Origin of the sequence: Citrobacter youngae, from assembly GCF_003818115.1 — a bacterium.
Lineage (GTDB): Bacteria > Pseudomonadota > Gammaproteobacteria > Enterobacterales > Enterobacteriaceae > Citrobacter > Citrobacter youngae.
Genome location: NZ_RPOI01000015.1, coordinates 69,121 through 93,528, shown reverse-complemented (window position 1 = coordinate 93,528; position 24,408 = coordinate 69,121). Strand labels below are relative to the sequence as shown.

Here is a 24,408-nt window from a genome sequence, read left to right as displayed (position 1 = left end):
AAAGATAAACTTACGAATACGTTTTAACCGCTATTTTTGGCAATTAAACGTTCCGGGATCACGAAACTAAATCGCGTTCCCTGGCCTGGTTCGCTGTCGATATTCAAACGGCTGTCGTGATGATGCAGGGCATGCTTAACGATGGCCAGCCCGAGTCCGCTACCGCCCGTTTGCCGCGATCGCGCTTTATCTACGCGATAAAAACGCTCGGTCAGGCGTGGAATATGCTCGGCGGCAATACCTGGACCGTTGTCTTCCACACAAAATTCCGCCCCCGAGGCCACATGCTGCCAGCGTACGGTAATGTGCGTTCCCGCAGGGGTGTGGTTCACCGCGTTATAGACGAGATTCGAGATAGCGCTACGCAACTGCTCCTCGTTACCCCGCACGTTCAGGCTGTTATCAACATCAAAAGTAAACGTATGTTTATGCTGGCTCAGCGTTTGCGCTTCGTGCTCAACCACGCGCAGCATCATGGGCACGTCGACCTTCTCATTCAGTTGCAGCGTCGGCGCAGCCTCAATTTTTGACAGCGTTAGCAGTTGCTTCACTAACCCTTCCATACGGTACGTTTGTTCACGCATGGTATGCAGCGCTTTTTCGCGCGTCGTCCCTTCCAGCGGATGTTCCTGCATCATTTCCAGGTAGCCCTGCAACACCGTCAGCGGGGTACGTAGCTCATGGCTGGCGTTGGCGAAAAAGTTACGTCGTGAACCTTCCAGTTGGTGCATCTGGGTAACGTCGCGCGCCACCATTAGCAGTTGCTTATCCGTGTAGGGCATCACGCGAATTTCCAGATGCCGTCCGGTATTGAGCACCAGATTGATAGGCCGGCTAAAGTCGCGCGTTTTCAGATATTGTGTGAATTCCGGGTAGCGCAGCAGATTAAGGATATTTTGCCCGCTATCGTCCGGCCAGCGCAGTCCCAGAACCTGCTGAGCCAGTCCGTTACACCAGAAGATACCGCCTTCTTCGGTGGTCAACACCACCGCGTCGGGCAGTGATTCCGCCCCGCTGCGAAAACGTTTGATCAGGTTACCCAGTTCTCGACGGCGCTTTTTGTTGCGCAGCTGCATTTGATGCAGCCCATATAACAACGGCTCCCAACTGCCGCGCCCCGGCGGGGGCGTCATACTTCTGTCGACCCATAGCCACCAGGACAAACGTAATAAATTCCAGAAATGCCAGATAAGCAGACCCGTTACCGACGCCAGTAAAAACCAGGGCAGGTAACCGAAAAAAGCGCTAAGGATAAATGCCGGTATGCAGCACAGGATCAGCTCCAGCACCAGCCTTTTCCATGACAATCGTTCAAGCAAACGTCTTACTCCATTTACAGCCTAATCCCTCAGGCTCTTATTACTTGCAGTCAGAAGCGGGTCGAAAAGCGATATCCCGTCCCGCGTACCGTCTGCACCATACGATCGTGTCCGCTATGCTCCAGCGCTTTACGCAACCGGCGAATATGCACATCGACCGTCCGGTCCTCTACATATACGTTGGTCCCCCACACATGATTGAGTAATTGCTCGCGGCTGTAGACACGCTCAGGATGGGTCATAAAGAAATGGAGCAATTTGAATTCGGTGGGTCCCATATCCAGTGGATCCTCGCCGGTCATCACACGGTGCGAGGTAGGGTCAAGACTCAGCCCTTGCATCTCGATAACTTCTTCCACCGCCATGGGGGAAATACGTCGTAAAACGGCTTTAATACGCGCCACCAGCTCCTTCGGAGAGAACGGCTTAGTAATATAGTCATCCGCACCGGTTTCCAGACCCCGCACACGGTCTTCTTCTTCACCGCGCGCCGTCAGCATCATCACGGGGATATCCCGCGTCATCGCTTCCCGCTTGAGGTGTTTAATAAACTGTAGACCCGAGCCGCCGGGAAGCATCCAGTCAAGCAGGACGAGATCCGGCCAGGGTTCATTAAGTTGGTTCACAGCACTGTCATAGTCTTCGGCTTCTACGGGTTGAAAACCGTTTTGCTCGAGCACGAAGCAGACCATTTCACGAATTGGAGCTTCATCTTCTACGACCAGAATACGTCTCGCCATGATTTGCCCTGTTTATAATTAAATCGTTTGCCATCAATACCGTGGCATTATGCGTCACTTTTATGACAGATTTATGAAAAGATAGTCCAGGTTTAACGCAGCCAGGCGAATTATGACAGCCCGGAAACAAGATATTACCGTCCTTGCAAGGTTATAATCTCCGCCATCGTTTTTTTGTCATGGAACTCTTATGCGCATCCTCCACACGTCTGACTGGCATCTGGGCCAAAATTTCTACAGCAAGAGCCGCGCCGCTGAACACCAGGCCTTTCTCGACTGGCTGCTGGAAACGGCACAATCCCATCAGGTGGATGCCATTATTGTGGCAGGTGATATTTTTGATACCGGTTCACCGCCAAGCTACGCCCGCGAGTTGTATAACCGTTTTGTTGTCAATCTACAGCAAACAGGCTGTCATTTGGTCGTGCTGGCAGGAAACCATGACTCCGTTGCCACACTCAATGAATCCCGCGATATTCTGGCGTTCCTCAACACCACGGTCGTTGCCAGCGCCGGCCACGCGCCGCAAGTGCTACCTCAACGCGACGGCACGCCGGGTGCGATCCTCTGTCCGGTTCCTTTCTTACGTCCGCGTGACATCATTACCAGTCAGGCGGGGCTAACCGGTCACGAAAAACAGCAGCATTTATTAGGTGCAATCACCGACTATTACCAACAGCAATATCAGGACGCCTGCGCGCTGCGTGGCGACCAGAATCTGCCAATTATTGCGACAGGGCATCTGACCACCGTCGGCGCCAGTAAAAGTGACGCCGTACGCGATATTTATATTGGGACGCTGGATGCTTTTCCGGCACAAAATTTCCCACCGGCGGATTACATCGCGCTGGGACATATTCACCGGGCACAGGTCATCGGCGGTACGGAACATATTCGCTATTGCGGCTCCCCGATTGCACTGAGTTTTGACGAGTGCGGCAAAAGCAAATGCGTCCACCTGGTGAGCTTTGAAAACGGTAAGCTGAGCGCCGTTGAAAACCTCATCGTACCCGTAACCCAACAACTTGCCGTATTGAAAGGCGATTTAGCGACGATTAGCGCACAGCTGGAACAATGGCGTGGCACGCAACAGGAACCGCCGGTGTGGTTAGATATAGAAATCGCGACCGATGACTATCTGCATGATATGCAGCGCAAAATCCAGACTCTGACCGAAGATTTACCGGTAGAGGTTTTATTGGTGCGTCGTAGTCGTGAACAACGCGAGCGCATCATGGCCAATGAACGACGTGAAACGTTGAGTGAATTAAGCGTGACGGAGGTGTTTGACCGCCGTCTGGCACTGGAAGAACTCGACGATCCACAGCGTGAGCGCCTGAATCAGCTGTTTAGCACAACCTTACACACGCTCGCCGGGGAGACCGAAGCATGAAAATTCTCAGCCTGCGTCTGAAAAACCTCAACTCTCTGAAAGGGGAATGGAAAGTTGATTTCACGGCAGAGCCTTTTGCCAGCAACGGGCTGTTCGCCATCACCGGTCCAACCGGTGCCGGGAAGACCACCCTGCTGGACGCCATTTGCCTCGCGCTGTACCACGAAACACCACGACTCAATACCGTATCGCAGTCGCAAAACGACCTGATGACTCGCGATACGGCGGAATGTCTGGCCGAAGTTGAATTCGAAGTCAGAGGCGAAGCCTATCGCGCATTCTGGAGCCAGAACCGCGCGCGCAATCAACCAGAAGGTAACCTGCAGGTTCCGCGTGTCGAACTGGCTCGTTGCGCCGATGGCAAAATTCTCGCCGATAAAGTTAAAGACAAGCTGGAAATGACCGCCGAGCTTACCGGGCTGGATTACGGCCGTTTTACCCGCTCGATGCTGCTGTCTCAGGGCCAGTTTGCCGCATTTCTCAATGCCAAACCGAAAGAGCGCGCCGAACTGCTGGAAGAGCTGACCGGCACAGAGATTTACGGCCAAATCTCCGCCATGGTGTTTGAAAAGCACAAAGCAGCGCGTACGGAGCTGGAAAAACTGCAGGCCCAGGCCAGCGGCGTGGCGCTGTTAGCACCAGAGCAGGTACAGTCTCTGACAGAAAGTTTGCAGGTACTTACTGACGAAGAAAAACAGCATCTTACCCGTCAGCAAATCCAGCAACAGCATCTTAATTGGCTCATCCGACAAAATGAGCTGCAGGCAGAAGTAAGCCGCCACCAGCAAGCATTACAGACCGCAAAAGAGGCGCAAGATAAAGTACAACCGCAGTTGGCGACACTCAGCCTGGCACATCCCGCCAGAGCATTGCGTCCGTACTGGGAGCGAATTCAGGAACAATCCGCCACGCTCCGCCGAACGCGACAGAATATTCAGGAAGTGAATGCTCGCTTACAAAGCAGCTTAGCGCTGCGCGGGCGCATCCGTCAGCAGGCACAAAAACAGTCGGCGACCCTGCTCACCGAACAGCAGGCGCTAACCGACTGGCTGAACGAACATGACCGTTTCCGCTTATGGAGCAGCGAACTGGCAGGATGGAAAGCGCTATTGGCACAGCAATCTGACGCTAACGAGCAGCTACGTCAGTGGCAAAAACTACGCGACAGCGACGTGCGCAAGCTGGATGCACTGCCGCTTCCCTCGTTGGCCCTTAGCGCGCAAGAGGTCACGGTAGCGCTGGCGCAGCACTCACAGTTGCGTCCATTACGCCAGCAACTGAGCAATCTGCATGGACAAATTGCGCCGAAACAAAAACAACTGGTACAGCTACGCACCACAATTCAGCAGCGCCAGCAGGAGCAAGCACAACGCAACGCGGCCCTGGCAGAAAAACGTCAGCGCTATAAAGATAAAAATCAGCATCTGACCGATGTGAAAACGCTCTGCGAACAGGAAGCACGGATTAAAGATCTGGAAAGCCAGCGTGCTTTACTGCAGTCCGGACAGCCTTGTCCGCTTTGTGGCTCCACGACACATCCGGCCATTGAGCACTATCAGACCCTCGAACTCAGCGTCAATCAGGCGCGGCGTGAGGCATTAGAAAAAGAGGTCAAAACGCTGGCCGATGAGGGGTCAACGCTACGCGGGCAGCTCGACGCGATAACCCAACAGCTACAGCGCGATGAACGCGAGGTACAGACGCTTTCTCAGGAGGAGCAAGCACTTACTAAAGAGTGGCAGACGCTGACTACCAGTCTGAACATAACGTTGCAACCGCAGGATGATATCGCCCCCTGGCTTGCAGCCCAGGAAGAACACGAACAACAGCTTCACCAGTTGAGCCTGCGTCATGCCCTGCAGGCACAAATTACTGCACATTCCGAACAGATAACCCAGCTTCAACTGCATATTGAACAGCGGCAGACTACGCTTCTCGCTGAATTAGCCCGCTACGGTCTGTCGCTTCCTGCCGATGACGATATCACCGCCTGGCTTAACGCACGTGTGGGCGAAGCGCAGATGTGGCAGCGTCGCCAAAATGAACTGACCGAGCTCCAGGCGAAAATGGCACAGCTTGCGCCATTGCTGGAAACATTGCCCGAAACCGGCGCGAAGGAAGAAACGACAGAAAGCCTGGCGCTGGAAAACTGGCGGCAGGTGCACGATGACTGCCTCTCATTACAGGGCCAGTGGCAATCGTTGCAACAGCAGGAAGCCCAGGAGGCACAACGCGCAGCAGAGATTCAGGCACAGTTTGATAGCGCATTGCAGGCCAGTGTTTTTGACGATCGCGACACCTTCCTTGCCGCCCTGCTTGATGAAGAGGCGTTTAACCATCTTGAGCAGCTTAAGCAATCGCTGGAAGGCCAGCTACAACAGGCGCAAACGCTGCTTAACCAGGCTCAGCAGGCGCTGGCAACGCATCAGCAGCAACCGCCTGCCGGCGCGGATCTCACACTCACCGTGGACTATCTTCGCGATGCACTGGCGCAGCTCACGCAACAACTGCGGGATAACACCACGCGCCAGGGCGAAATTCGCCAGCAGCTCAGGCAGGATGCCGAAAACCGCCAGCAGCAGCAGACCCTGATGCAAGAGATTGAAAAGGCCTCACTGCTGGTCGAAGACTGGGGTTACCTGAATGCGCTGATCGGCTCGAAAGAAGGTGATAAATTCCGCAAATTTGCCCAGGGACTGACGCTGGATAACCTGGTCTGGTTGGCCAACAACCAGTTAACCCGTCTGCACGGTCGCTATCTGCTGCAGCGCAAGGCCAGCGAAGCGCTGGAGCTGGAAGTGGTAGATACCTGGCAAGCCGATGCCGTGCGTGATACCCGCACGCTCTCCGGCGGCGAGAGCTTCCTCGTGAGCCTGGCGCTGGCGCTGGCGTTGTCCGACCTGGTCAGTCACAAAACACGTATTGACTCCCTGTTCCTCGACGAAGGTTTCGGCACGCTGGACAGTGAAACGCTGGATACCGCCCTCGACGCGCTTGATGCGCTCAACGCTACCGGTAAAACCATTGGCGTGATCAGCCACGTTGAAGCGATGAAAGAACGTATTCCCGTGCAAATCAAGGTTAAAAAAATCAATGGATTAGGTTACAGCAAACTCGACAAGATGTTTGCGGTAGAGTAATCACCCTGTGGGTGTGGTTTCACAGGCCGGATAAGCGTAAGCACCATCCGGCATAATACATAGCACGATCGTGAATACACAAAGACGGATATGAAATGGCAATCTCTTTTTCTTATCCGCAAGCTATCCCTTTATTGGCGGCGAGCATTCAGCGCTGTGGCGCACATCCTGCGTCTTTATTGTTGGCAGGTAGTATGAAAAAAGTCATTTTCTCTTTGGCCCTCGGGACGTTTGGGCTGGGCATGGCCGAGTTTGGCATTATGGGCGTCTTAACCGAACTGGCGCGTGACGTGGGCATATCCATCCCCGATGCTGGCCATATGATTTCGTTTTACGCCTTTGGCGTTGTCATCGGCGCACCCATTATTGCCGTGTTTTCCAATCGTTTTTCGCTTAAGCATATTCTGCTGTTTCTGGTCACACTCTGTGTCGTCGGTAATGCCATCTTCACCCTCTCTTCCAGCTATTTTATGCTGGCGGTAGGCCGGCTGGTCTCCGGGTTTCCACACGGGGCATTTTTTGGCGTCGGCGCGATTATCCTGTCAAAGCTGGCGCGCCCTGGTAAAGTTACCGCCGCCGTTGCGGGTATGATTTCCGGCATGACCGTCGCCAATCTGATTGGCATTCCCATTGGCACCTGGCTGAGTCAGACGTTTAGCTGGCGCTACACGTTTCTGCTGATTGCCGTGTTTAACATCGCCGTTATTCTGTCGGTTATGTTTTGGGTACCCAACCTCCGCGACGAAGCAAAAGGCAGGCTACGCGAGCAATTTCACTTTCTGAAAAGTCCCGCACCGTGGCTCATTTTCTCCGCCACCATGTTTGGCAACGCCGGTGTTTTTGCCTGGTTCAGCTACGTAAAACCCTACATGATGTACATCTCTGGTTTCTCCGAAACGCTGATGACTTTCATCATGATGCTGGTTGGGCTGGGGATGGTGTTGGGCAACCTGCTGAGCGGTCGACTGTCTGGTCGCTACACGCCGCTACGCATTGCGGTAGTAACTGATTTTGTGATTGTACTGGCCCTGCTGCTGCTGTTTGCATTCGGCGGCATCAAAACCGCCTCGCTGACGTTCGCCTTTATTTGCTGCGCGGGTCTGTTTGCGCTATCAGCACCGCTACAAATATTACTGCTACAAAACGCGAAGGGCGGTGAACTGCTGGGGGCGGCCGGTGGGCAAATGGCCTTTAATCTGGGTAGCGCAATTGGCGCTTACTTCGGCGGCTTAATGTTGACGTTGGGTTTTGCCTACAACTACGTCACGATCCCTGCGGCTCTACTGTCTTTTACCGCGATGTCATCACTGCTGATCTATGGTCGCCTGAAGCGCGGCGTGCAACAACAGGTTGCACCCGCGACATAAACGTTTATGCCTGCGGCCACAGCCAGGCCGCGCCGCGCACGCCACTGGAGTCACCGTGAAACGCCTTGCGCAGAGGCGTTTCACACTCACCGCCAAAAACAAACTGCTTCATCAACGTCGGGACGTGTTGATACAGCCTGTCGACATTGCTCATTCCCCCGCCCAGTACAATGACATCCGGATCGAGAATATTCACCACATGCGCTAATGATTTCGCCAGGCGTAATTCATATCGGCTCAGCGCCTGTTCCGCCAGCGCATCCTGTTCGTTAACCAGACGGATAATTTCACTGCCTTTTAGCGGATTTCCGCTCAGGCGATGATAATCAGTGGCAAAACCGGTCCCTGAGATAAAGGTTTCAATGCAGCCTTGCTTGCCGCAATAACAGGGTACTTCCTGCCGATAGCGCAGCTCATCTTCGTCCATCCACGGCAGCGGATTATGCCCCCACTCGCCCGCCGTGCCATTCCCACCGGTATGCACCCGGCCATTTAGCGCCACGCCGGAACCACAGCCGGTACCAATTATCACCGCAAACACGGTTTGCGCCCCCGCCGCCGCGCCATCCACCGCTTCAGACACCGCCAGGCAGTTAGCATCGTTTGCCAGGCGGACTTCGCGGTTCAGTCGGGTACTCAGGTCTTTGTCAAAGGGTTGTCCATTGAGCCAGGTCGAGTTGGCATTTTTCACCACCCCGGTATAGGGCGATATTGAACCTGGAATGCCCATCCCCACGGTTCCCGTCTGCCCGGTGGCGTTTTCCGCCATCTCCACCAGCGCGGCAATGGTTTCTATCGTTTGCCGATAATCATCACGCGGCGTAGGCAGGCGATGGCGAAAAAGCTGTTCGCCTGCATCGCCAAGCGCGATAACTTCCGTTTTTGTACCGCCCAAATCGATACCTATACGCACTGTTTGCTCCTCTTCCCGATTAACAATGCAAGCATAGCGACAATTCGCTATCATGCCCGCTGGATTTAACGACAAGGCCGTGGAAATTATCATGCTGTGGTTCAAAAATTTAATGGTTTACCGTCTTAGCCGCGATGTTTCTTTGCGTGCCGAAGAGATGGAAAAACAGCTGGCATCAATGACGTTCACCCCTTGCGGTAGCCAGGATATGGCAAAAATGGGCTGGGTTCCGCCGATGGGATCGCACAGCGATGCATTAACGCATACCGCCAATGGCCAAATTATTATCTGCGCCCGCAAAGAAGAAAAAATTCTGCCGTCGCCGGTTATCAAACAGGCGCTGGAAGCCAAAATATTCAAACTGGAAGCTGAGCAAGGTCGTAAACTCAAGAAGACCGAAAAAGACTCGCTGAAAGATGAAGTTCTGCACTCATTGCTGCCGCGCGCCTTTAGCCGCTTCAGCCAGACAATGATGTGGATCGACACCGTCAACGATCTGATCATTGTCGACTGTGCAAGCGCGAAGAAAGCGGAAGATACGCTGGCGCTGCTGCGTAAAAGCCTCGGTTCACTGCCGGTTGTCCCGTTGACGATGGAAAACCCTATTGAGCTAACGCTGACCGAATGGGTTCGCTCCGGCACAACGGCACAGGGATTCCAGTTGCTGGACGAAGCCGAACTGAAAGCGATGCTGGAAGACGGCGGCGTGATCCGCGCGAAGAAACAGGATCTGGTTTGCGATGAAATTGCCGTACACATCGAAGCAGGCAAACTGGTCACCAAACTGGCCCTCGACTGGCAGCAGCGCATTCAGTTCGTTATGTGTGACGACGGCTCCATTAAACGTCTGAAGTTTAGCGACGAGCTGCGCGATCAGAACGAAGATATCGACCGCGAAGATTATGCTCAACGTTTTGATGCCGATTTTATCCTGATGACAGGTGAACTGGCGGCGCTGATTAAAAGCCTGGTGGAAGGACTAGGCGGCGAAGCGCAGCGCTAAGCCGTGTTTACCGAATGGCGGCTCAGTGTCGCCATTCGCTATTTTTACGCTTACAGATAGCGGCAAAGATAGGATGTTGGCTCTGCCACCTGCAGATGAAACTCACTGTTGCCCGGTACGTTAAACACGTCCCCTGCGGCATACACTTTCCACTCTGTTTCCCCCGGCAGCAGCACGTTCAGTGCGCCGCTGACGACCGTCATCTCTTCAGGCGCCGCAGTACCAAAGGTATATTCACCTTCAGCCATAACGCCTACACTGGCGCGGCCAGTACTGCTGCTGGTAAAACCGATCGATTTTACTTTGCCGGAAAAGTATTCATTACTTTGAAGCATACAACTGGCCCTATCTCGTGATTAAGTTGATAACCAATATAGGAGCCTGGCGTTGTACCTGTCACGCAAAATTAAGCGAGCAACTCGGATGCCAGTCGGGCAATCAGTACGTTAGACAGAAGAACCGGGACATCCAGAGACTTTTGCAGTAAATCACGATGGCGTTGGTTAAAACCCAAACAATCCAGCATGATCACATCCGCGCCCTGCTCAAGCAGATCTTTTCCGGCATCAATCAGCTGTTGTTCAGAACCGTGAATCGGGTTTGCCACGGCATAGACGGGGGACGTCTGTAGCACCTGCCATTTTTGTTCCTGGGCCTGGAGCAACTCGGCGACCGGCACAATCACCCCAACCTGGTGCCCTTCCACAATTGAGGCCACCAGGGGAGGAATAATTCGTAAAGGCTCCAGCAGGATACTATTGCGGGCCGTCAGGCGGGTAATTAAGGCCGTGCTCATCAGCAAAATAACGTCAAAACCCTGGTTATCCAGCACTTCAACAATACTTTGCAAATCGCGCTCGACTTTCTGGCGCGAGACATGAGCCAGTTGATGGTCGCTCAGCAGCGTCAATAACGACTCGTCGCCGGGCGAGACCGCATACTCGGCCATCACATCTTCTCGCCGCATCTGTCCCAGCAGGCTGTGGTGAGTAATGTGTTGTTCATCGATATATTCCGTCAGGAGCGGTAACACCTCACACATCGGCACAACACCAATCGTGAGGATAGCCAACGACGTACTCATTTGTTGCTCCACCGTCTTCTTACTTTGCCGTGAATTCCCGGACAAATGCCGGGTACTGACCTGCGCTACAAATGCTCAAAAGCGTAGCAGCAGATCGGCGATGCATAGTGTAAAGATTCCTAATCATTCCAGTACTATATTGTTATCGCTTAATTTTCACTTTCCGCGGTATAGCAGGAGGTTCGAAAATTGTGATACAGGCACGCTCCGGCAGAGGACAGATAATATGTCTGCACGCCCGGGATGGAGTGGAAAGGTCGGTCTATATCGGGAAGCCCTTAACAATAAGCTCCGCCCTGTAGCCGTGACCGGGCTTGCGACAGTATCACAAGAATATCAGCCACAACCTGCGAAGGTTCATTCGTCGCATCAACAATATAATGCGCCGCTTCACGATACAGCGCATCGCGCTGCTCAAGCACTTCCTGCACTTCTTCGGTTAATGGCTTGCCAGTTAACGTCGGGCGCAATCCTTCCTCAGGCGCCTCTTCCAGGCGGTTTACCAGTACCGATACTGGTGCGTTTAAATAGATGACCATGCCGTGACTACGCATGTAGTGACGATTATATTCAGTAAGAATAATACCGCCGCCGGTCGCTACGACTGTTGAGGGGGCCGTAACGGCCTGCAGGGCGGTCGTTTCCTGGGCGCGAAAACCTTCCCATCCTTCTCTTTCAACAATTTCAGCCACCGTCATCTGCAGATGTGATTGCAACCAGCGATCGGTATCAACAAACTGAAAGTCGATGGCTTTCGCCAGCGCCATACCGGTTGTCGTCTTACCACACCCCCGGGGGCCAACAAGATAAAGCGGTTGTGTCATCACAGAAGTTCCCCAGAGAACCGCAGGTAAGCGGGATCTGATGCTGTTAAAGTTATAATCATACCATCAAACTAGTACGTCGCCAAAGTGTAAAGAATATATTCCAATAAGACGATAAAATTGATTAAACCCTACTATAACAAGAATTCACAACGAAGAAAGTGTAAAAAATAAATTACAATTATTATTTTCTACGCTGAACTTCCAGCCACCACTTGTCCAGCTCAGCCGCAAAATGTTGCCTGTCACGCGGCGAAAGGCTGTCAGGTCCCCCGGTCTGGATCCCGCTGGCACGCAGCGTATCCATAAAATCACGCATCGTCAGACGTTCACGGATCGTTGCCTCGGTATAGAGCTCACCGCGCGGGTTGAGCGCCGCAGCGCCTTTTTCAATGACTTCAGAGGCCAGCGGGATATCCGCCGTGACAACCAGGTCTCCAGCGCTGCACTGGCGCACAATTTCGTTATCGGCGACATCAAACCCGGCCGGAACACGTAAGGTGCGGATAAAACGCGAAGGCGGAACGCGCAAACTCTGATTGGCGACCAAAATGAGCGGCATCTGCATCCGCTCGGAGGCCCGATATAAAATGTCTTTAATCACATTCGGACACGCATCCGCATCCACCCAAATCGTCATAACACCTCCAGACACATGTGCAATTGCACATTGTCTCGTGCTTTTACTTTCAGGCAAAGCGCTGTTTCTTCTTCTGAACGCCTTCATTCCGCGCTAAGCTTAGCTTTCCCAGATTTACCCTAAATAATTCAAGTTACTTGAAGGATTATGGGTATAAACAATGAATATCACGCATAGGGAGTGACAAGATGGACAAGAAAATTGGTTTTATCGGCTGCGGAAATATGGGTAAAGCGATTCTTGGCGGCCTGATCGCCAGCGGCCAGGTACTCCCCGGACAAATCTGGGTCTATACCCCCTCTCCCGATAAAGTCGCAGCACTGCACGATCAGTACGGCATAAATGCGGCGCAATCTGCGCAAGAAGTCGCGCAGATTGCAGATATTGTCTTTGGTGCCGTGAAGCCAGGCATCATGATTAAGGTGCTGAGTGAAATCACCTCCAGCCTGAACAAAGATTCCCTGGTGGTATCCATTGCGGCGGGCGTCACCCTCGATCAACTCGCCCGCGCACTGGGTCATGACCGTAAAATTATCCGCGCAATGCCTAACACGCCGTCATTGGTCAATGCAGGAATGACGTCCGTCACCCCAAATGCGCTGGTAACTCCGGAAGATACTGCTGACGTGTTGAATATTTTCCGCTGCTTTGGCGAAGCCGAAGTCATCGCAGAATCGATGATTCACCCGGTCGTTGGCGTCAGTGGTTCAGCCCCGGCCTATGTGTTTATGTTTATCGAAGCCATGGCGGATGCCGCCGTTCAGGGCGGCATGCCACGCGCGCAAGCATATAAATTCGCGGCACAGGCGGTCATGGGATCGGCGAAGATGGTACTGGAAACGGGTAAACATCCTGGAGAACTAAAAGATATGGTGTGCTCGCCTGGCGGAACCACCATTGAGGCAGTGCGCGTCCTCGAAGAACGCGGCTTCCGTTCATCAGTCATCGAAGCGATGGTTAAGTGCATGGAACAATCAGAGAAACTCAGCAAATACTGAGTGCAAGTCGGACGTCAGGCCGCCGCTTCAGTACGGTTACGTCCGGCATTCTTTGCTTTGTAAAGCGCCATATCCGCTGACTTCAACCACTCCCGGTAGTGCTCTGTTTCAGAAGTCAGCGGAGCAACACCGACGCTAATCCGCAGGGCTACTTGCGGAGCACAGGACAAGCGTAACTGGCTAAGTCGTTCATGGACGCGCGACATCGCTGCGATGGCGCTGGCTGCAGGTGTTCCGCACATAATTACCGCAAACTCATCACCACCAAAACGCCCAATCACATCACTGCCGCGCAGCGTCATTTGCAACTGACGCGTCAGCGCAACAATCGCCTGATCCCCAACATCATGACCCCAGGTATCATTGATGCTCTTAAAATGGTCGATATCGATAATAAGCAGCGTGGCATCACGTTGCTGACGACGGCAATTATCAAATTCATTGCGCAGCAGTAGCTCCCAATGGCGCCGATTATAAACGCCGGTCATTCCATCCCGCGTACTCATTACCTGCAGACGGCGTTTATGCTCCGCCAATTTGATCACCGTCTGGTAGCTAACCCAGGCAAACAGCAGCGGGTAAATCACCAGTACCGGCAGCGACAACAGCACGCTCAGTTGCGTACTGCTAAACACGACCGGAATATCCGTTAACTGTAGCGTCACCAGACATGAAACCACCATCAACACGACGCCAGCGATGAATAATCGCACCCCACCTGCGCCCATCAGGTTAATGCAGATAATCATCAGTAGCGCCGTGGATGGCAGCAGGTTTGCCCCCATGATCCCCACCCACATGCCAGCGAGGATCGCATCGGTTTTAATATTCGTAAATTCACTGTACAGCGGATCTTCCGCTTTGCTCGCCAACTGCCACGCCAGGTGCGGCCAGACAAACGCCCATCCCACCAGTAACAGCCACCAACCTCCGGTTATGGGTTGCGAGACTAATACCGACGCAATGGGGAAAAACATTCCCCCCAGCCCGACTGCGCGAGGCAGTCTTATCCGTCGGGCAAATCGCAGACCGGAACGTTGGTGGTCGTTTTGATGAAGCGATATAAATGCTTCATTCGGTACGGCCTTCTTTTGATAAAAGTTTTCATCATTCATCGTATTTGGGAATATTCTGAAACAAATTTCCCAAATTATAGAAAGGGGTCTGGCGGCGGAAGTATGATATTTCGGGTGAGCGATTTTATCCGCTCACCCGTATGTATTACGCAGCTTTTTTCAGGCAAGCGCTCATAAATTTTTTACGATCGTCGCCTTTCAGCGACTGCTCTGTTGCCTGAACGTTGCATTCACGCATTTTCTGCTGCTGCGGCGTCAGACTCTTTTCATCAGGCGCAGACTTACTGTTTTTCAGGCAATCACTCATATATGTCTTCCGGGCATCCCCTTTTAAGGTCTGCGCCGTCGCCTGCTGGTTGCAGGTGGTCATACGCTGTTGTTGCGGGGTTAACGTCTTCTCGGCAGCGCCGACGGTAGTTAAGAAAACCAGGCCAAATAATAGGGTAACGAGCAATGTTATTTTCATAGCACCATCCTGTTGTGAGTATTCACTCTACACGTCACCTTTCAAGCAACCTCGATGTTGACTGCCTGAAGGATGACGTGTAGTAAGTCTGGTTGCTGACGCAGAAATAGCCACCTCATTAGTAAAATTAAGTGACCAAATAGCAGGTTACTTCAGACCTAACGCCGCTTTCATGGTGTAAAACAGGTCAGTCTGATCGGTCAGGCCTACCACATTCGCCGCATGCGGGCCATAGGCAGCAATGCGCAGCTGGCTGCCGGTATGCTCCTGAGATTCCTCTTCCGAGTTGCCATAGCTGATAACCATCACCGCACCATCTTTGGTATTCAGCGCCTGAGTCAGGCCAGGGGCTTTGGTGTCTGGCGCAACAATCTGGCTGGCATGCGCGTGGTCAGCGGTCACGACAACCAGCGTGTTGCCGTCTTTCTTCGCGAAGGCCAGCGCGCGCTGTACAGCTTCATCCAGATCGACCGTTTCACCAATCTGACCGCACGGGTTTGCGGCGTGATCCTGCTTATCTATGGACGCGCCTTCTACCTGCAGGAAAAAGCCTTTTTCATTCTTACTTAATAGCTCAATCGCTTTATCCGTCATCTGGGCAAGCGTTGGCACCGTGTCGTTACGTTTTGGATTTGGCGTACAGGTCACGACTGGCTTATCAAGGTTACCGTGGTAAGACGCTTTTGGCCCTTCCCAGCGTACCGGCATGTTGCCGTCAGAGAACAAACCTAACAGCGGTTTATCCTGATTCGCTTCGGTAATGGCTGCCAGCGTCGCGGTATCACTAACCATCTGATAACCACGTGCCTGAGCCTGTTCACGCAGCGTTTTCCCCTGCCACTCGCCCGCAGCTGCGGTCTCAGCAAAGGTTTTTGCCCCACCGCCCAGCGTAACGTCAGCGCGGGCATTCAATAATTGTTCGGTGATTGACCCTTTACCGCCTTTTTCCAGCGCATTCGTCGGGCATTTCTCAGCGGTGATGCTCGGTCCGTAACATTTACGCGACGTCACATGCGCAACCAGCGCGGCGGGGGTGGCATCCTGCAATTCAGCAGTGGATACGTTGCCTGTCGCCAGACCGGCAGCTTTAGCCATTTCCAGAATAGTGGCGTGATCTTTTTCGTGAATATCAACGCCCAGCGCACCGTTATATGTTTTAACACCGGTCGTCCATGCCGTCGCAGAGGCTGCGGAATCGGTCACATAGTCAGGTTTACCCGTTTTTTTATCCAACGCGTAGTGCGTGTATTGTCCGGTCAGGGGTAACGCATCAATACCTTTAAAAAAACCACCCGCGCCTTCTGCATAATTTCGCGCAGCGGTAATTTCCGAGTCCCCCATACCATCACCGATCAATAAAATAATATTTTTGGCCGGTTTATCGTTCAAAGAATCTCGTAGTGCTGCCGTTTGATCAGTCGTTAATCGACGCGCGCCACCCGGTGTGGTGATATCTCCCTGTGCGGCACGATTATCCATAGCCGCTACGGTAGATGTTTCTGCATGAATAACCGGGGTAAACAGCAAGGGTAACAGGGCAATAGCGAGTGCGCTTTGTTTCACTTTATTTTCTCCATGTACAAATACGGTAAAATTAAAACAAAGCGACTATAAGTATTTGATGTGACACTTTTATGATAATTCGTGGATAAGTATCTGCAGATATCTCAACACGTTTTAGGTACGTTCTCGCCAGCACTGTGCATGGTCGTCAGAAATGCAGGCATTTGACTTACCCCTGCCAGCGCGTCTTCTATTTGACGAATCAGTGTTTGCTGCTCATTTGTTGCCATGTTGCGCAGCATTTCCATGATGACCCGCTCTAACGTTGCGACTTGCACGGCCAGGTCTTGCGACTCTTCTTCTTTTTGGGCGAGCTTAAGTAACAACTCAGTGATGAGATTTTTCATTTTCGTATTCCCTTAACTAAATAAAGGCCACGTTATCACTAAGACTCACAACTTCCTAGAGGATGAAAGTTGTATTTATTGCAGAAATAAAACATTTTGCGAAAACAATCACAACACAAAATAAGGGGGAATAACGCTTTCTGCAGAATAATTCAATATAAAAGGGTAAGGAGATTAATAGTCACCCAGATATATAATCTTCAATTATGGATTAACAACGCTGGCAACCCGCGTTGTTAATCCGCCATTCAGCGAGCGAGACGCCGGCGTCGCAACGCGATAGCCAGTTGCCAGATATTAATAAGCACAATGCTCGCGGTAGCGATAAAGACCCAGCGGAAACCCGCCATGGCCGATACGGTTGCCCCCATCAAGGGTCCAGCGACGTTGCCAAGATACATAAACGACTGGTTATACCCAAAGATGCGCCCGGTAATCTGCTCGCTGGAGTATTTCACTAATAGCGTTTGCACCGCAGGCAGCATTGCACCGTCGGCAAAGCCAAGCAGAAAACGTAGAACTCCCAACTGCAACGGCGTGGTAACCCACGACATAGCGAAAAACAGCACTACCGCGAATATTAACGTCGCCATTAAAATCCGCTCAGTACCAATACGGTCGCCTAATTTACCAAGTCGAGGCGCGGAAATCAGAGCAGAAATGCCCGGTACCGAGGCAATCAGGCCGCTGAGAAAGGCAATATTTGAGCTATCTGGCACCATCGATTTGATAAACAGCGCCAGAATGGGGCCAATTGAGCCGTTACACAGTTGAATCACCATGGTGGTAAAAAACAGGCTAATGACCAGCGCGGGATACGGTAACGAAGCAAAAACAGCTTTCCCGCTTAAACGCTCGCTTTTTTTAATCACTGGTCGGACACCCTCTTTAATTAAGAACAGTGTGACCAAAAAACTCACCACCAACAGCGCGGCGGTAATACAAAATACCGCACGTAAACCAACATGGTCGGCAATAAAACCGCCCATCAGCGGCCCGCCAATCACTCCACTAATTTGCGCCGTTGAGAGCGTGCTCAACGCCCAACCACTGCGTTCGCGCGGGACTTGCGACGCCACCAATGCCATCGCATTAGGAATGTATCCCGACGTTAACCCCATCACCCCGCGCAGCAGAAAAAGCTGCCAGACGTTAGTGGCAAATGCCTGCAGCAAAATGGCAATTGCCATACCCAGTGAGGCCCGTAACAGCATCAGCTTACGCCCTTTACGGTCAGCTAAACTGCCCCACATCGGTGAAACAATGGCAGAAATAAGAAACGTGACGCTAAACGTTAACCCGGACCACATTGAGAGCGCTTCGTGCGAGGTTACTCCCAGTTGGGAGATATAGAGCGGTAGAAAAGGCAGGATTTGGCTGATCGCCAGTCCGGTGAAAAAGCAACCGAACCACACGGAAATAAGGTTAACTCTCCAGGATTCCATAAGGACTCATAACGGTAAGTAGCTGAAAACTGCGAGCAGCTTAACAAATTACGCCTTCAAACGAGGGTCCAGAGGTGCGATGTTTCACAGTTTAGTATTTTATCTCCCCACTCATCATATTTGTGATATTCATCACATCAAATCCACATTAGATGCAGGGGATTATGCTTCTAACATGTCCTGTGGGTTTGTGCGTATTCATTCCCGGGGAATCCACCAAAACAATCTGCCAGAAGCCGAGGAATCCTGCGTTTTGTCGTGGTAATGTATGTGCTTTGCATTCAAGGAATGGGTTTTTAAGATGGCAAAGTTGCGGGTAGGAATCGTATTTGGTGGTAAATCAGCGGAACATGAAGTGTCATTGCAATCGGCAAAAAATATTGTCGATGCCATCGACAAGACTCGCTTTGACGTTGTGCTGTTAGGTATTGATAAACAAGGGCAGTGGCACGTGAGCGATGCCAGTAACTATCTGCTCAATTCAAACGATCCGGCACATATTGCACTGCGTCCCTCCGCGACCAGTCTGGCGCAGGTGCCGGGTAAACAAGAACATCAGTTGATCGATGCGCAAAATGGTCAGCCGCTGCCAACGGTCGATGTTATTTTCCCAATTGTGCACGGCACGCTGGGTGAAGATGGTTCACTGCAAGGCATGCTGCGCGTGGCGAATTTACCGTTCGTCGGTTCAGATGTGCTGGGCTCTGCAGCCTGCATGGATAAAGACGTCACCAAACGTCTGCTGCGCGATGCCGGATTAAACATCGCGCCATTTATTACGCTAACTCGCGCCAATCGCAACAGCATCAGCTTTGCCGAGGTCGAGTCCCGCCTGGGCCTGCCGCTGTTTGTGAAACCGGCCAACCAGGGGTCGTCCGTTGGCGTCAGTAAAGTGACCAGTGAAGCACAGTACAACCAGGCCATCGCGCTGGCATTTGAATTCGATCATAAAGTTGTGGTCGAGCAAGGGATCAAAGGTCGCGAAATAGAATGCGCGGTGCTGGGCAACGATCATCCGCAGGCCAGTACCTGTGGCGAGATCGTGCTGAACAGTGATTTTTACGCGTACGATACCAAATATATTGACGATAACGGGGCCAAAGTCGTGGTTCCGGCGGCGATTGCCCCAGAAATTAACGACAAGATCCGTGAGATCGCTATTCAGGCTTACCAGACGCTGGGTTGCGCCGGGATGGCGCGGGTGGATGTGTTCCTGACCGCAGAGAATGACGTGGTGATCAACGAGATCAACACGCTGCCGGGCTTTACCAACATCAGTATGTATCCCAAACTGTGGCAGGCCAGCGGCTTAAGCTATACCGATCTGATCACACGTCTGATCGAGCTGGCGCTGGAGCGCCACGCTGCCGATAGCGCGCTGAAAACCAGCATGTAAAAGCAGACAGGATGCCCGATAACTATTGGGCATCCTTGACATCTTCATCCTCATCGGCGCGGCGGCGAATAATAAGTCCCGCTAGCCAAAAGCTAATCACCCACGTAACCAGCCCCACCGCATAGGTTTGCCATCCTTTCGCTTCAAAACCCAATAATCCCACCACGCCATTCAGAATAAAGATCAGCCCAATGGCAAACGCGTAATAATGCCAGTCGCGGCGAATTTTTACAGGCAGGTTCATAACAGCTCCGGTGGAAGTTCAGCGTTGAACAGCATCCTCGCACATTTCCCTGCGGGCGTCTGTGTCCTGTGCGGAAATTCTTAAATGTGAATCAATTTAACTTAAGGTTACATATTTGTGACGTTCAACAAAAAACCAAAATCCAGGAATAATCTCTACCTGAAATTACCATCATTCTGATATTGACAATCCCGATCACCTGTCAGACTCACTGTCAGTTACTGGTATGGCATCGACAACGCAGGATATCTCTGGAGGTCCCTATGGCTGATTTTACGCTCTCAAAATCCCTGTTTAAGGGCAAGCATCGAGATACCTCCTCTCTGCCCGGAAACATTGCGTATGCCGTTTTTGTGCTGTTTTGCTTCTGGGCCGGGGCTCAGGTTTTAAATCTGTTAGCCCATGCGCCCGGTATCTATGAAGAACTGATGCAGCTACAGATGCAAGAGACCGGACGCCCACGCGTTGAAATTGGCTTAGGCGTCGGCACCCTGTTTGGACTGATTCCCTTCCTCACAGGCAGCCTTATCCTTGGCGTCATCGCGGCGGCGGTGCGCTGGCGCCATCGTCATCACAACGATGACTGACCCATACACTTCGCCCGACGATCGTCCACGCGTTTAGCAAACCATGCCGTGGTCAAATTACGCGTAATCTTCGGGCTTTCCAGTTGAATACCTGGCAGCATTTCCCGTGGTAACGTTTTTCCTGCCTTCGCTTCCGCCAGCTTATACATCTTCTCGTACAGCGCAGTCTCCTCGAAGGCCAGGCTGTCGCCTTTTTGCAACTGACGATGGATATCGCTCTCACTCATCCCCAGCTTCCCGGCAAGCTTGCGTACCGCCAACTCCGTTTTACCCGGTTCTTTGCTGTTGTAGAGAATCAAATCCCCATCCAGCGCCAGCTTCACACCACTGGCTTTGCTGACGGCATTCTGAAACGCCGCATTACGGCTGGCATACCATCCCGCATTAAAATCCGCGAAACGGAAGACAGGCGCGCTATAGTTCGCCGGGTAATTCAGCAAGTGATACGTGCCGAACCAGAGTCCGCCGCGCAGGGTAAAGACTTCCTGACGTACCGTTCCTTCCATTTTCCACGGATACCCGGAAGTATGCTGTTCGGCAAACGCAATGCTAACCTGCATCGGCCCCCCGGTATGCACCGGGTTGAGCGAACCAAACAACGTCTGTCCCATCGGCACCATATTGATGAAATCATCAAAAATGGCGCTAAGCTGCTTTTCCGTCTTCACTGAATCCAGACGCTCGCTGTAGCTTTTCCCATTTGGCGAGTTAATCTTCAGTGCGGTATGAACCAAAAACACCGGGATATGCATACGCTCGGCGCGACGGTCAATCTCTTTCCAGGCTATTTTGCTTAAATTCGGGACAACCGGATCGGCCTGATAGTTGGACTCCTGCTGTGCCACGGCCAGCACCGAACAGATATTTTCAACCGTCGGCGCCAGCTTCTGGCTTTCAAACGTTTTCGCCAGGTCCTGCGCCCACGCGTCCCGGTCTTTCACACTGGCAGGCATTTTTTGCCGCACCACGCTCGCCACATCGACAGCTTTCTCCCCTTTCTTTAATGGCTGCGCGGGTTGGCTACTACACCCCACCAGCACCAACGCCGCCAGACCAGACCAGGGGTAAAGACGGGAAACCGTCGGCATAACATCTCCTTTTGTTAGCTAAGCGTATGGGTAACAGCCTGAATTTCCTGACCATCCAGTTCACGTTCGAAGCTGCGCAGACGCTTATAGATAGACATCAGCTCAACCAGCGTTGTCCACGAATTAATCAAATACTGGAACGAGCCGCGTACCTGACCAAACACGTTGGTGATTTGCGTCATCAGACCGAGCGTAATCGTACCGGCAACAATCGATGGAAACAGCAGGAACAAGCCGAAAACGTTATCAACCTGCAGGTAAAGGATACGGGCGATATTGAAGTACATATAGTGAAAATAGAGGCGAAAGTAGTTTTGACGCACCGCGTGGAACAGCTCGCGAACCGTCGGCGGCGTCGCGCGATTACCATCATCTTCACCGTACACCAGCTCTTTACGGTACGCCGCTTCCACCCGCTGATTTTTGAACTCCAGCCCAGGCAGTTTGATCCCCACCACGGCCAGCAGCCCGGTCCCCATCAACGACCAGACAATCGCAGCAATCACCAGACCGTAAGGAATATGTCCAACAATCGGCAGATCCGGGACATGCGCAGAAAGCGTAACCAGTACCGGCAAAAAGGCAATCAGCGTCATAATCGCGTTAATAAAACTCACGCCCATGTCTTCCAGCGTGGAAGCGAAACGCATGGTGTCTTCCTGCACACGCTGCGCCGCACCTTCGATATGACGCAGATGCTGCCAGTGCGCCATATAATGTTCGTTCATCGCGGTACGCCAGCGGAAGACGTAATGACTGACGAAGAAGTTGTTCATCACGCCAATGACGACGGCTATCAGCGCAATCCCGAGAAAGATCCCCACTTCCTGATAGAACTGCTCAATTTTCACCTTATGCGGTGTGCTGAGTGCGGTTTGAATCAGGTCGTAGAACGGGGCATACCACGCATTGACGGCGACGCCGACTTCAACCAGAAACCAGGTGACGAAGATAATCAACGAGGTACCGAGTATCGACCAGTACTGCCAGCGGTGCGGACTGTAGATAAACCAGAACAGCGCAAACACGCCAACGCACAGAATGTAGTACGCATAAAAAATCAGATAATCCAGTGACCAGAATCGCGCCGCGCTAATCGGTACATCCCCCGATGCGCCGGTAATCTGTGCAACCCAGGCTCCCCCACCAGCCTGCCAAAATACAACAGCGACCAGTGCCCAAATAAATGCCGAAATAAAGAACGGCCCCGGCTTTGGGAAAAAAGACTTAAACATAGTGCTCTCCTGCTAACTTCTTATCGTTATGACGACTGCTGTGCATTTGCCACGGTGGTTTACCGCGGCAAGACGGCTTACGCCCAATAAACACAAGCTGAAACCGACAATTGTGACCAGAACCGGCGCACTTAGTTCGCTATCTGGTTTTGTAGAATTGTTTCTGCGGTTTTCACACCGACAGCGCTCCGGCATGTTCAGATTATTGCAGCGTGAGATCACAAAAGCGAACATCCACTCTCCGGGAAAAGCCCACGTTTACTCATCGTTACGTTTTTCCCACTATCATTGGCTGATAAGCGCTTTGCAATATGCCAACGAGTAGTATAAATACGCATACGCACGTCATCTTTTATTTCCTCTAACTCATGGACACCACCGTTGAAACGTAGTCTGCTTTTTTCTGCCGCGCTGTGTGCGGCGTCATTGACATCTGTCCAGGCGGCACAGCCTATAACCGATCCCGTCTTTGCCTCTGACATCGTCGACCGGTATGCCGATCATATTTTCTACGGCAGCGGCGCTACGGGGATGGCGCTTGTGGTGATTGATGGTAATCAGCGCGTGTTTCGTAGCTTTGGTGAAACGCGCCCCGGCAATAATGTTCACCCGCAGTTGGATTCCGTTATTCGCATCGCGTCGTTGACCAAATTAATGACCAGCGAAATGTTAGTAAAATTACTCGATCAGGGCACAGTAAAACTCAACGATCCATTGAGTAAATATGCACCACCAGGCGCACGCGTTCCGACATATCAGGGAACGCCTATCACGCTGGTGAATCTGGCGACGCACACCAGCGCACTGCCACGCGAGCAGCCTGGCGGCGCGGCAAAACGCCCGGTCTTTGTCTGGCCGACTCGCGAACAGCGCTGGAGCTATCTCTCTACCGCAACGCTAAAAGCCGCACCTGGCTCGCAGGCTTCCTATTCGAACCTGGCGTTTGACCTGCTGGCCGATGCGCTGGGAACCGCGTCCGGCAAACCTTATCCGCAGTTGTTTGAAGAGAAAATCACCCGACCGCTCGGGATGAAAGACACCACCTTTACCCCGTCCCCCGATCAGTGCGCACGCCTGATGGTCGCGGAAAAAGGCGCCAGCCCGTGTAACAATACGCTGGCGGCCATGGGCAGCGGCGGCGTCTATTCTACGCCCGGCGATATGATGCGCTGGATGCAACAGTATCTCTCCTCTGATTTTTATCATCGTAGCCAGCAGGCCGACCGGATGCAGACGCTGATTTATCAGCGTACGCAGTTAACCAAAGTGATAGGGATGGATGTTCCGGGCAGAGCCGATGCGCTAGGTTTGGGCTGGGTCTATATGGCGCCGAAGAATGGGCGTCCAGGAATTATTCAAAAAACCGGTGGCGGCGGTGGCTTCATTACTTATATGGCGATGATCCCACAGCAAAACATCGGGGCCTTTGTCGTGGTAACCCGCTCCCCGCTGACCCGCTTTACCAATATGAGCGACGGGATCAACAATCTGGTGAGCGAACTGAGCGGCAACAAACCGCAAGTGATCCCCGCCTCCTGAT

23 protein-coding genes are annotated in these 24,408 nt (G+C 52.5%); 8 read left to right on the top strand and 15 right to left on the bottom strand.

Going from position 1 to position 24,408, the window contains the following annotated elements:
• Positions 1–23: 23 nt before the first annotated feature.
• Entirely contained in the window at positions 24–1,319 is a 1,296-nt protein-coding gene (phoR, locus tag EHN13_RS12580; protein WP_121584283.1) for a phosphate regulon sensor histidine kinase PhoR, read from the bottom strand.
• A 50-nt stretch (positions 1,320–1,369) separates the two neighbouring features.
• On the bottom strand, positions 1,370–2,059 hold the full coding sequence (phoB, locus tag EHN13_RS12575) for a phosphate response regulator transcription factor PhoB (RefSeq protein WP_003021496.1): 690 nt from the start codon (positions 2,057–2,059) through the stop codon (positions 1,370–1,372).
• 190 nt (positions 2,060–2,249) lie between these two features.
• On the opposite strand from phoB, the gene sbcD reads away from it, so the two are divergent.
• The 3 genes from sbcD (at position 2,250) to araJ (ending at position 7,959) form a co-directional block, all read left to right on the top strand.
• Positions 2,250–3,452: an exonuclease subunit SbcD gene (gene sbcD / locus EHN13_RS12570; RefSeq protein ID WP_124021490.1), complete on the top strand. Its 1,203-nt coding sequence runs from the start codon at positions 2,250–2,252 to the stop codon at positions 3,450–3,452.
• The gene (gene sbcC, locus EHN13_RS12565) at positions 3,449–6,592 is read left to right on the top strand and encodes an exonuclease subunit SbcC (RefSeq protein ID WP_124021489.1); all 3,144 of its coding nucleotides are present in this window, start codon (positions 3,449–3,451) and stop codon (positions 6,590–6,592) included. Before sbcD ends, sbcC begins: the two co-directional genes overlap by 4 nt.
• 194 nt (positions 6,593–6,786) lie before the next feature.
• Positions 6,787–7,959: an MFS transporter AraJ gene (gene araJ, locus EHN13_RS12560; RefSeq protein WP_048212620.1), complete on the top strand. Its 1,173-nt coding sequence runs from the start codon at positions 6,787–6,789 to the stop codon at positions 7,957–7,959.
• 4 nt (positions 7,960–7,963) lie between these two features.
• Here the strand turns inward: araJ and mak are convergent, their stop codons facing one another.
• On the bottom strand, positions 7,964–8,872 hold the full coding sequence (mak, locus tag EHN13_RS12555) for a fructokinase (protein WP_124021488.1): 909 nt from the start codon (positions 8,870–8,872) through the stop codon (positions 7,964–7,966).
• A gap of 91 nt (positions 8,873–8,963) precedes the next feature.
• On the opposite strand from mak, the gene rdgC reads away from it, so the two are divergent.
• Positions 8,964–9,875, top strand: a complete 912-nt coding sequence (gene rdgC, locus EHN13_RS12550) for a recombination-associated protein RdgC (RefSeq protein ID WP_101741818.1) — start codon at positions 8,964–8,966, stop codon at positions 9,873–9,875.
• Positions 9,876–9,925: 50 nt separating this feature from the next.
• Here the strand turns inward: rdgC and ppnP are convergent, their stop codons facing one another.
• The 4 genes from ppnP to EHN13_RS12530 form a co-directional block, all read right to left on the bottom strand.
• Entirely contained in the window at positions 9,926–10,210 is a 285-nt protein-coding gene (gene ppnP, locus EHN13_RS12545; RefSeq protein ID WP_003021477.1) for a pyrimidine/purine nucleoside phosphorylase, read from the bottom strand.
• Positions 10,211–10,281: 71 nt separating this feature from the next.
• Positions 10,282–10,959, bottom strand: a complete 678-nt coding sequence (locus EHN13_RS12540) for an AroM family protein (RefSeq protein ID WP_061067404.1) — start codon at positions 10,957–10,959, stop codon at positions 10,282–10,284.
• 278 nt (positions 10,960–11,237) lie between these two features.
• The gene (gene aroL / locus EHN13_RS12535; protein ID WP_048212458.1) at positions 11,238–11,783 is read right to left on the bottom strand and encodes a shikimate kinase AroL; all 546 of its coding nucleotides are present in this window, start codon (positions 11,781–11,783) and stop codon (positions 11,238–11,240) included.
• 184 nt (positions 11,784–11,967) lie between these two features.
• Positions 11,968–12,423 carry a YaiI/YqxD family protein gene (locus EHN13_RS12530; RefSeq protein WP_124021487.1) on the bottom strand — a complete coding sequence of 152 codons (456 nt, stop codon included), beginning with the start codon at positions 12,421–12,423 and terminating at the stop codon, positions 11,968–11,970.
• Positions 12,424–12,611: 188 nt separating this feature from the next.
• Between EHN13_RS12530 and proC the strand changes: the two genes are divergently transcribed.
• Entirely contained in the window at positions 12,612–13,421 is an 810-nt protein-coding gene (gene proC / locus EHN13_RS12525; RefSeq protein ID WP_124021486.1) for a pyrroline-5-carboxylate reductase, read from the top strand.
• 14 nt (positions 13,422–13,435) lie between these two features.
• Here proC and adrA read toward each other — a convergent pair whose 3' ends face one another.
• The 5 genes from adrA to EHN13_RS12500 all read right to left on the bottom strand — a co-directional run bounded on the left by adrA (position 13,436) and on the right by EHN13_RS12500 (position 18,318).
• Positions 13,436–14,551, bottom strand: coding sequence for a diguanylate cyclase AdrA (gene adrA, locus EHN13_RS12520; RefSeq protein ID WP_101741821.1), 1,116 nt, complete (start codon positions 14,549–14,551; stop codon positions 13,436–13,438).
• Between the two features lie 91 nt (positions 14,552–14,642).
• Complete coding sequence (gene psiF, locus EHN13_RS12515; RefSeq protein ID WP_048212462.1) at positions 14,643–14,963, bottom strand: phosphate starvation-inducible protein PsiF; 321 nt, start codon at positions 14,961–14,963, stop codon at positions 14,643–14,645.
• A 147-nt stretch (positions 14,964–15,110) separates the two neighbouring features.
• Positions 15,111–16,526 (bottom strand): alkaline phosphatase, encoded by a 1,416-nt coding sequence (phoA, locus tag EHN13_RS12510; RefSeq protein ID WP_124021485.1) that lies wholly within the window; start codon positions 16,524–16,526, stop codon positions 15,111–15,113.
• A gap of 104 nt (positions 16,527–16,630) precedes the next feature.
• Positions 16,631–16,873: a sigma-S stabilization anti-adapter protein IraP gene (locus tag EHN13_RS12505; protein WP_124021484.1), complete on the bottom strand. Its 243-nt coding sequence runs from the start codon at positions 16,871–16,873 to the stop codon at positions 16,631–16,633.
• A gap of 248 nt (positions 16,874–17,121) precedes the next feature.
• Positions 17,122–18,318, bottom strand: a complete 1,197-nt coding sequence (locus EHN13_RS12500) for a multidrug efflux MFS transporter (protein WP_048212465.1) — start codon at positions 18,316–18,318, stop codon at positions 17,122–17,124.
• Positions 18,319–18,619: 301 nt separating this feature from the next.
• Between EHN13_RS12500 and ddlA the strand changes: the two genes are divergently transcribed.
• Entirely contained in the window at positions 18,620–19,714 is a 1,095-nt protein-coding gene (ddlA, locus tag EHN13_RS12495) for a D-alanine--D-alanine ligase (RefSeq protein ID WP_048212466.1), read from the top strand.
• Between the two features lie 22 nt (positions 19,715–19,736).
• Here the strand turns inward: ddlA and EHN13_RS12490 are convergent, their stop codons facing one another.
• Entirely contained in the window at positions 19,737–19,958 is a 222-nt protein-coding gene (locus EHN13_RS12490) for a DUF2754 domain-containing protein (RefSeq protein ID WP_005120949.1), read from the bottom strand.
• A 263-nt stretch (positions 19,959–20,221) separates the two neighbouring features.
• Here EHN13_RS12490 and EHN13_RS12485 point away from each other — a divergent pair, with 263 nt between their 5' ends.
• Entirely contained in the window at positions 20,222–20,545 is a 324-nt protein-coding gene (locus tag EHN13_RS12485; RefSeq protein WP_124021483.1) for a YaiY family protein, read from the top strand.
• On the opposite strand, the gene EHN13_RS12480 is transcribed toward EHN13_RS12485, so the two are convergent.
• Positions 20,530–21,633 carry a DUF1615 domain-containing protein gene (locus tag EHN13_RS12480; RefSeq protein ID WP_048212468.1) on the bottom strand — a complete coding sequence of 368 codons (1,104 nt, stop codon included), beginning with the start codon at positions 21,631–21,633 and terminating at the stop codon, positions 20,530–20,532. The two genes, EHN13_RS12485 and EHN13_RS12480, sit on opposite strands and share 16 nt — an antisense overlap.
• A gap of 14 nt (positions 21,634–21,647) precedes the next feature.
• Complete coding sequence (gene sbmA, locus EHN13_RS12475) at positions 21,648–22,868, bottom strand: peptide antibiotic transporter SbmA (protein WP_040232769.1); 1,221 nt, start codon at positions 22,866–22,868, stop codon at positions 21,648–21,650.
• Between the two features lie 381 nt (positions 22,869–23,249).
• Here sbmA and ampH point away from each other — a divergent pair, with 381 nt between their 5' ends.
• Entirely contained in the window at positions 23,250–24,407 is a 1,158-nt protein-coding gene (gene ampH, locus EHN13_RS12470; protein ID WP_101741824.1) for a D-alanyl-D-alanine-carboxypeptidase/endopeptidase AmpH, read from the top strand.
• Position 24,408 lies beyond the last annotated feature (1 nt).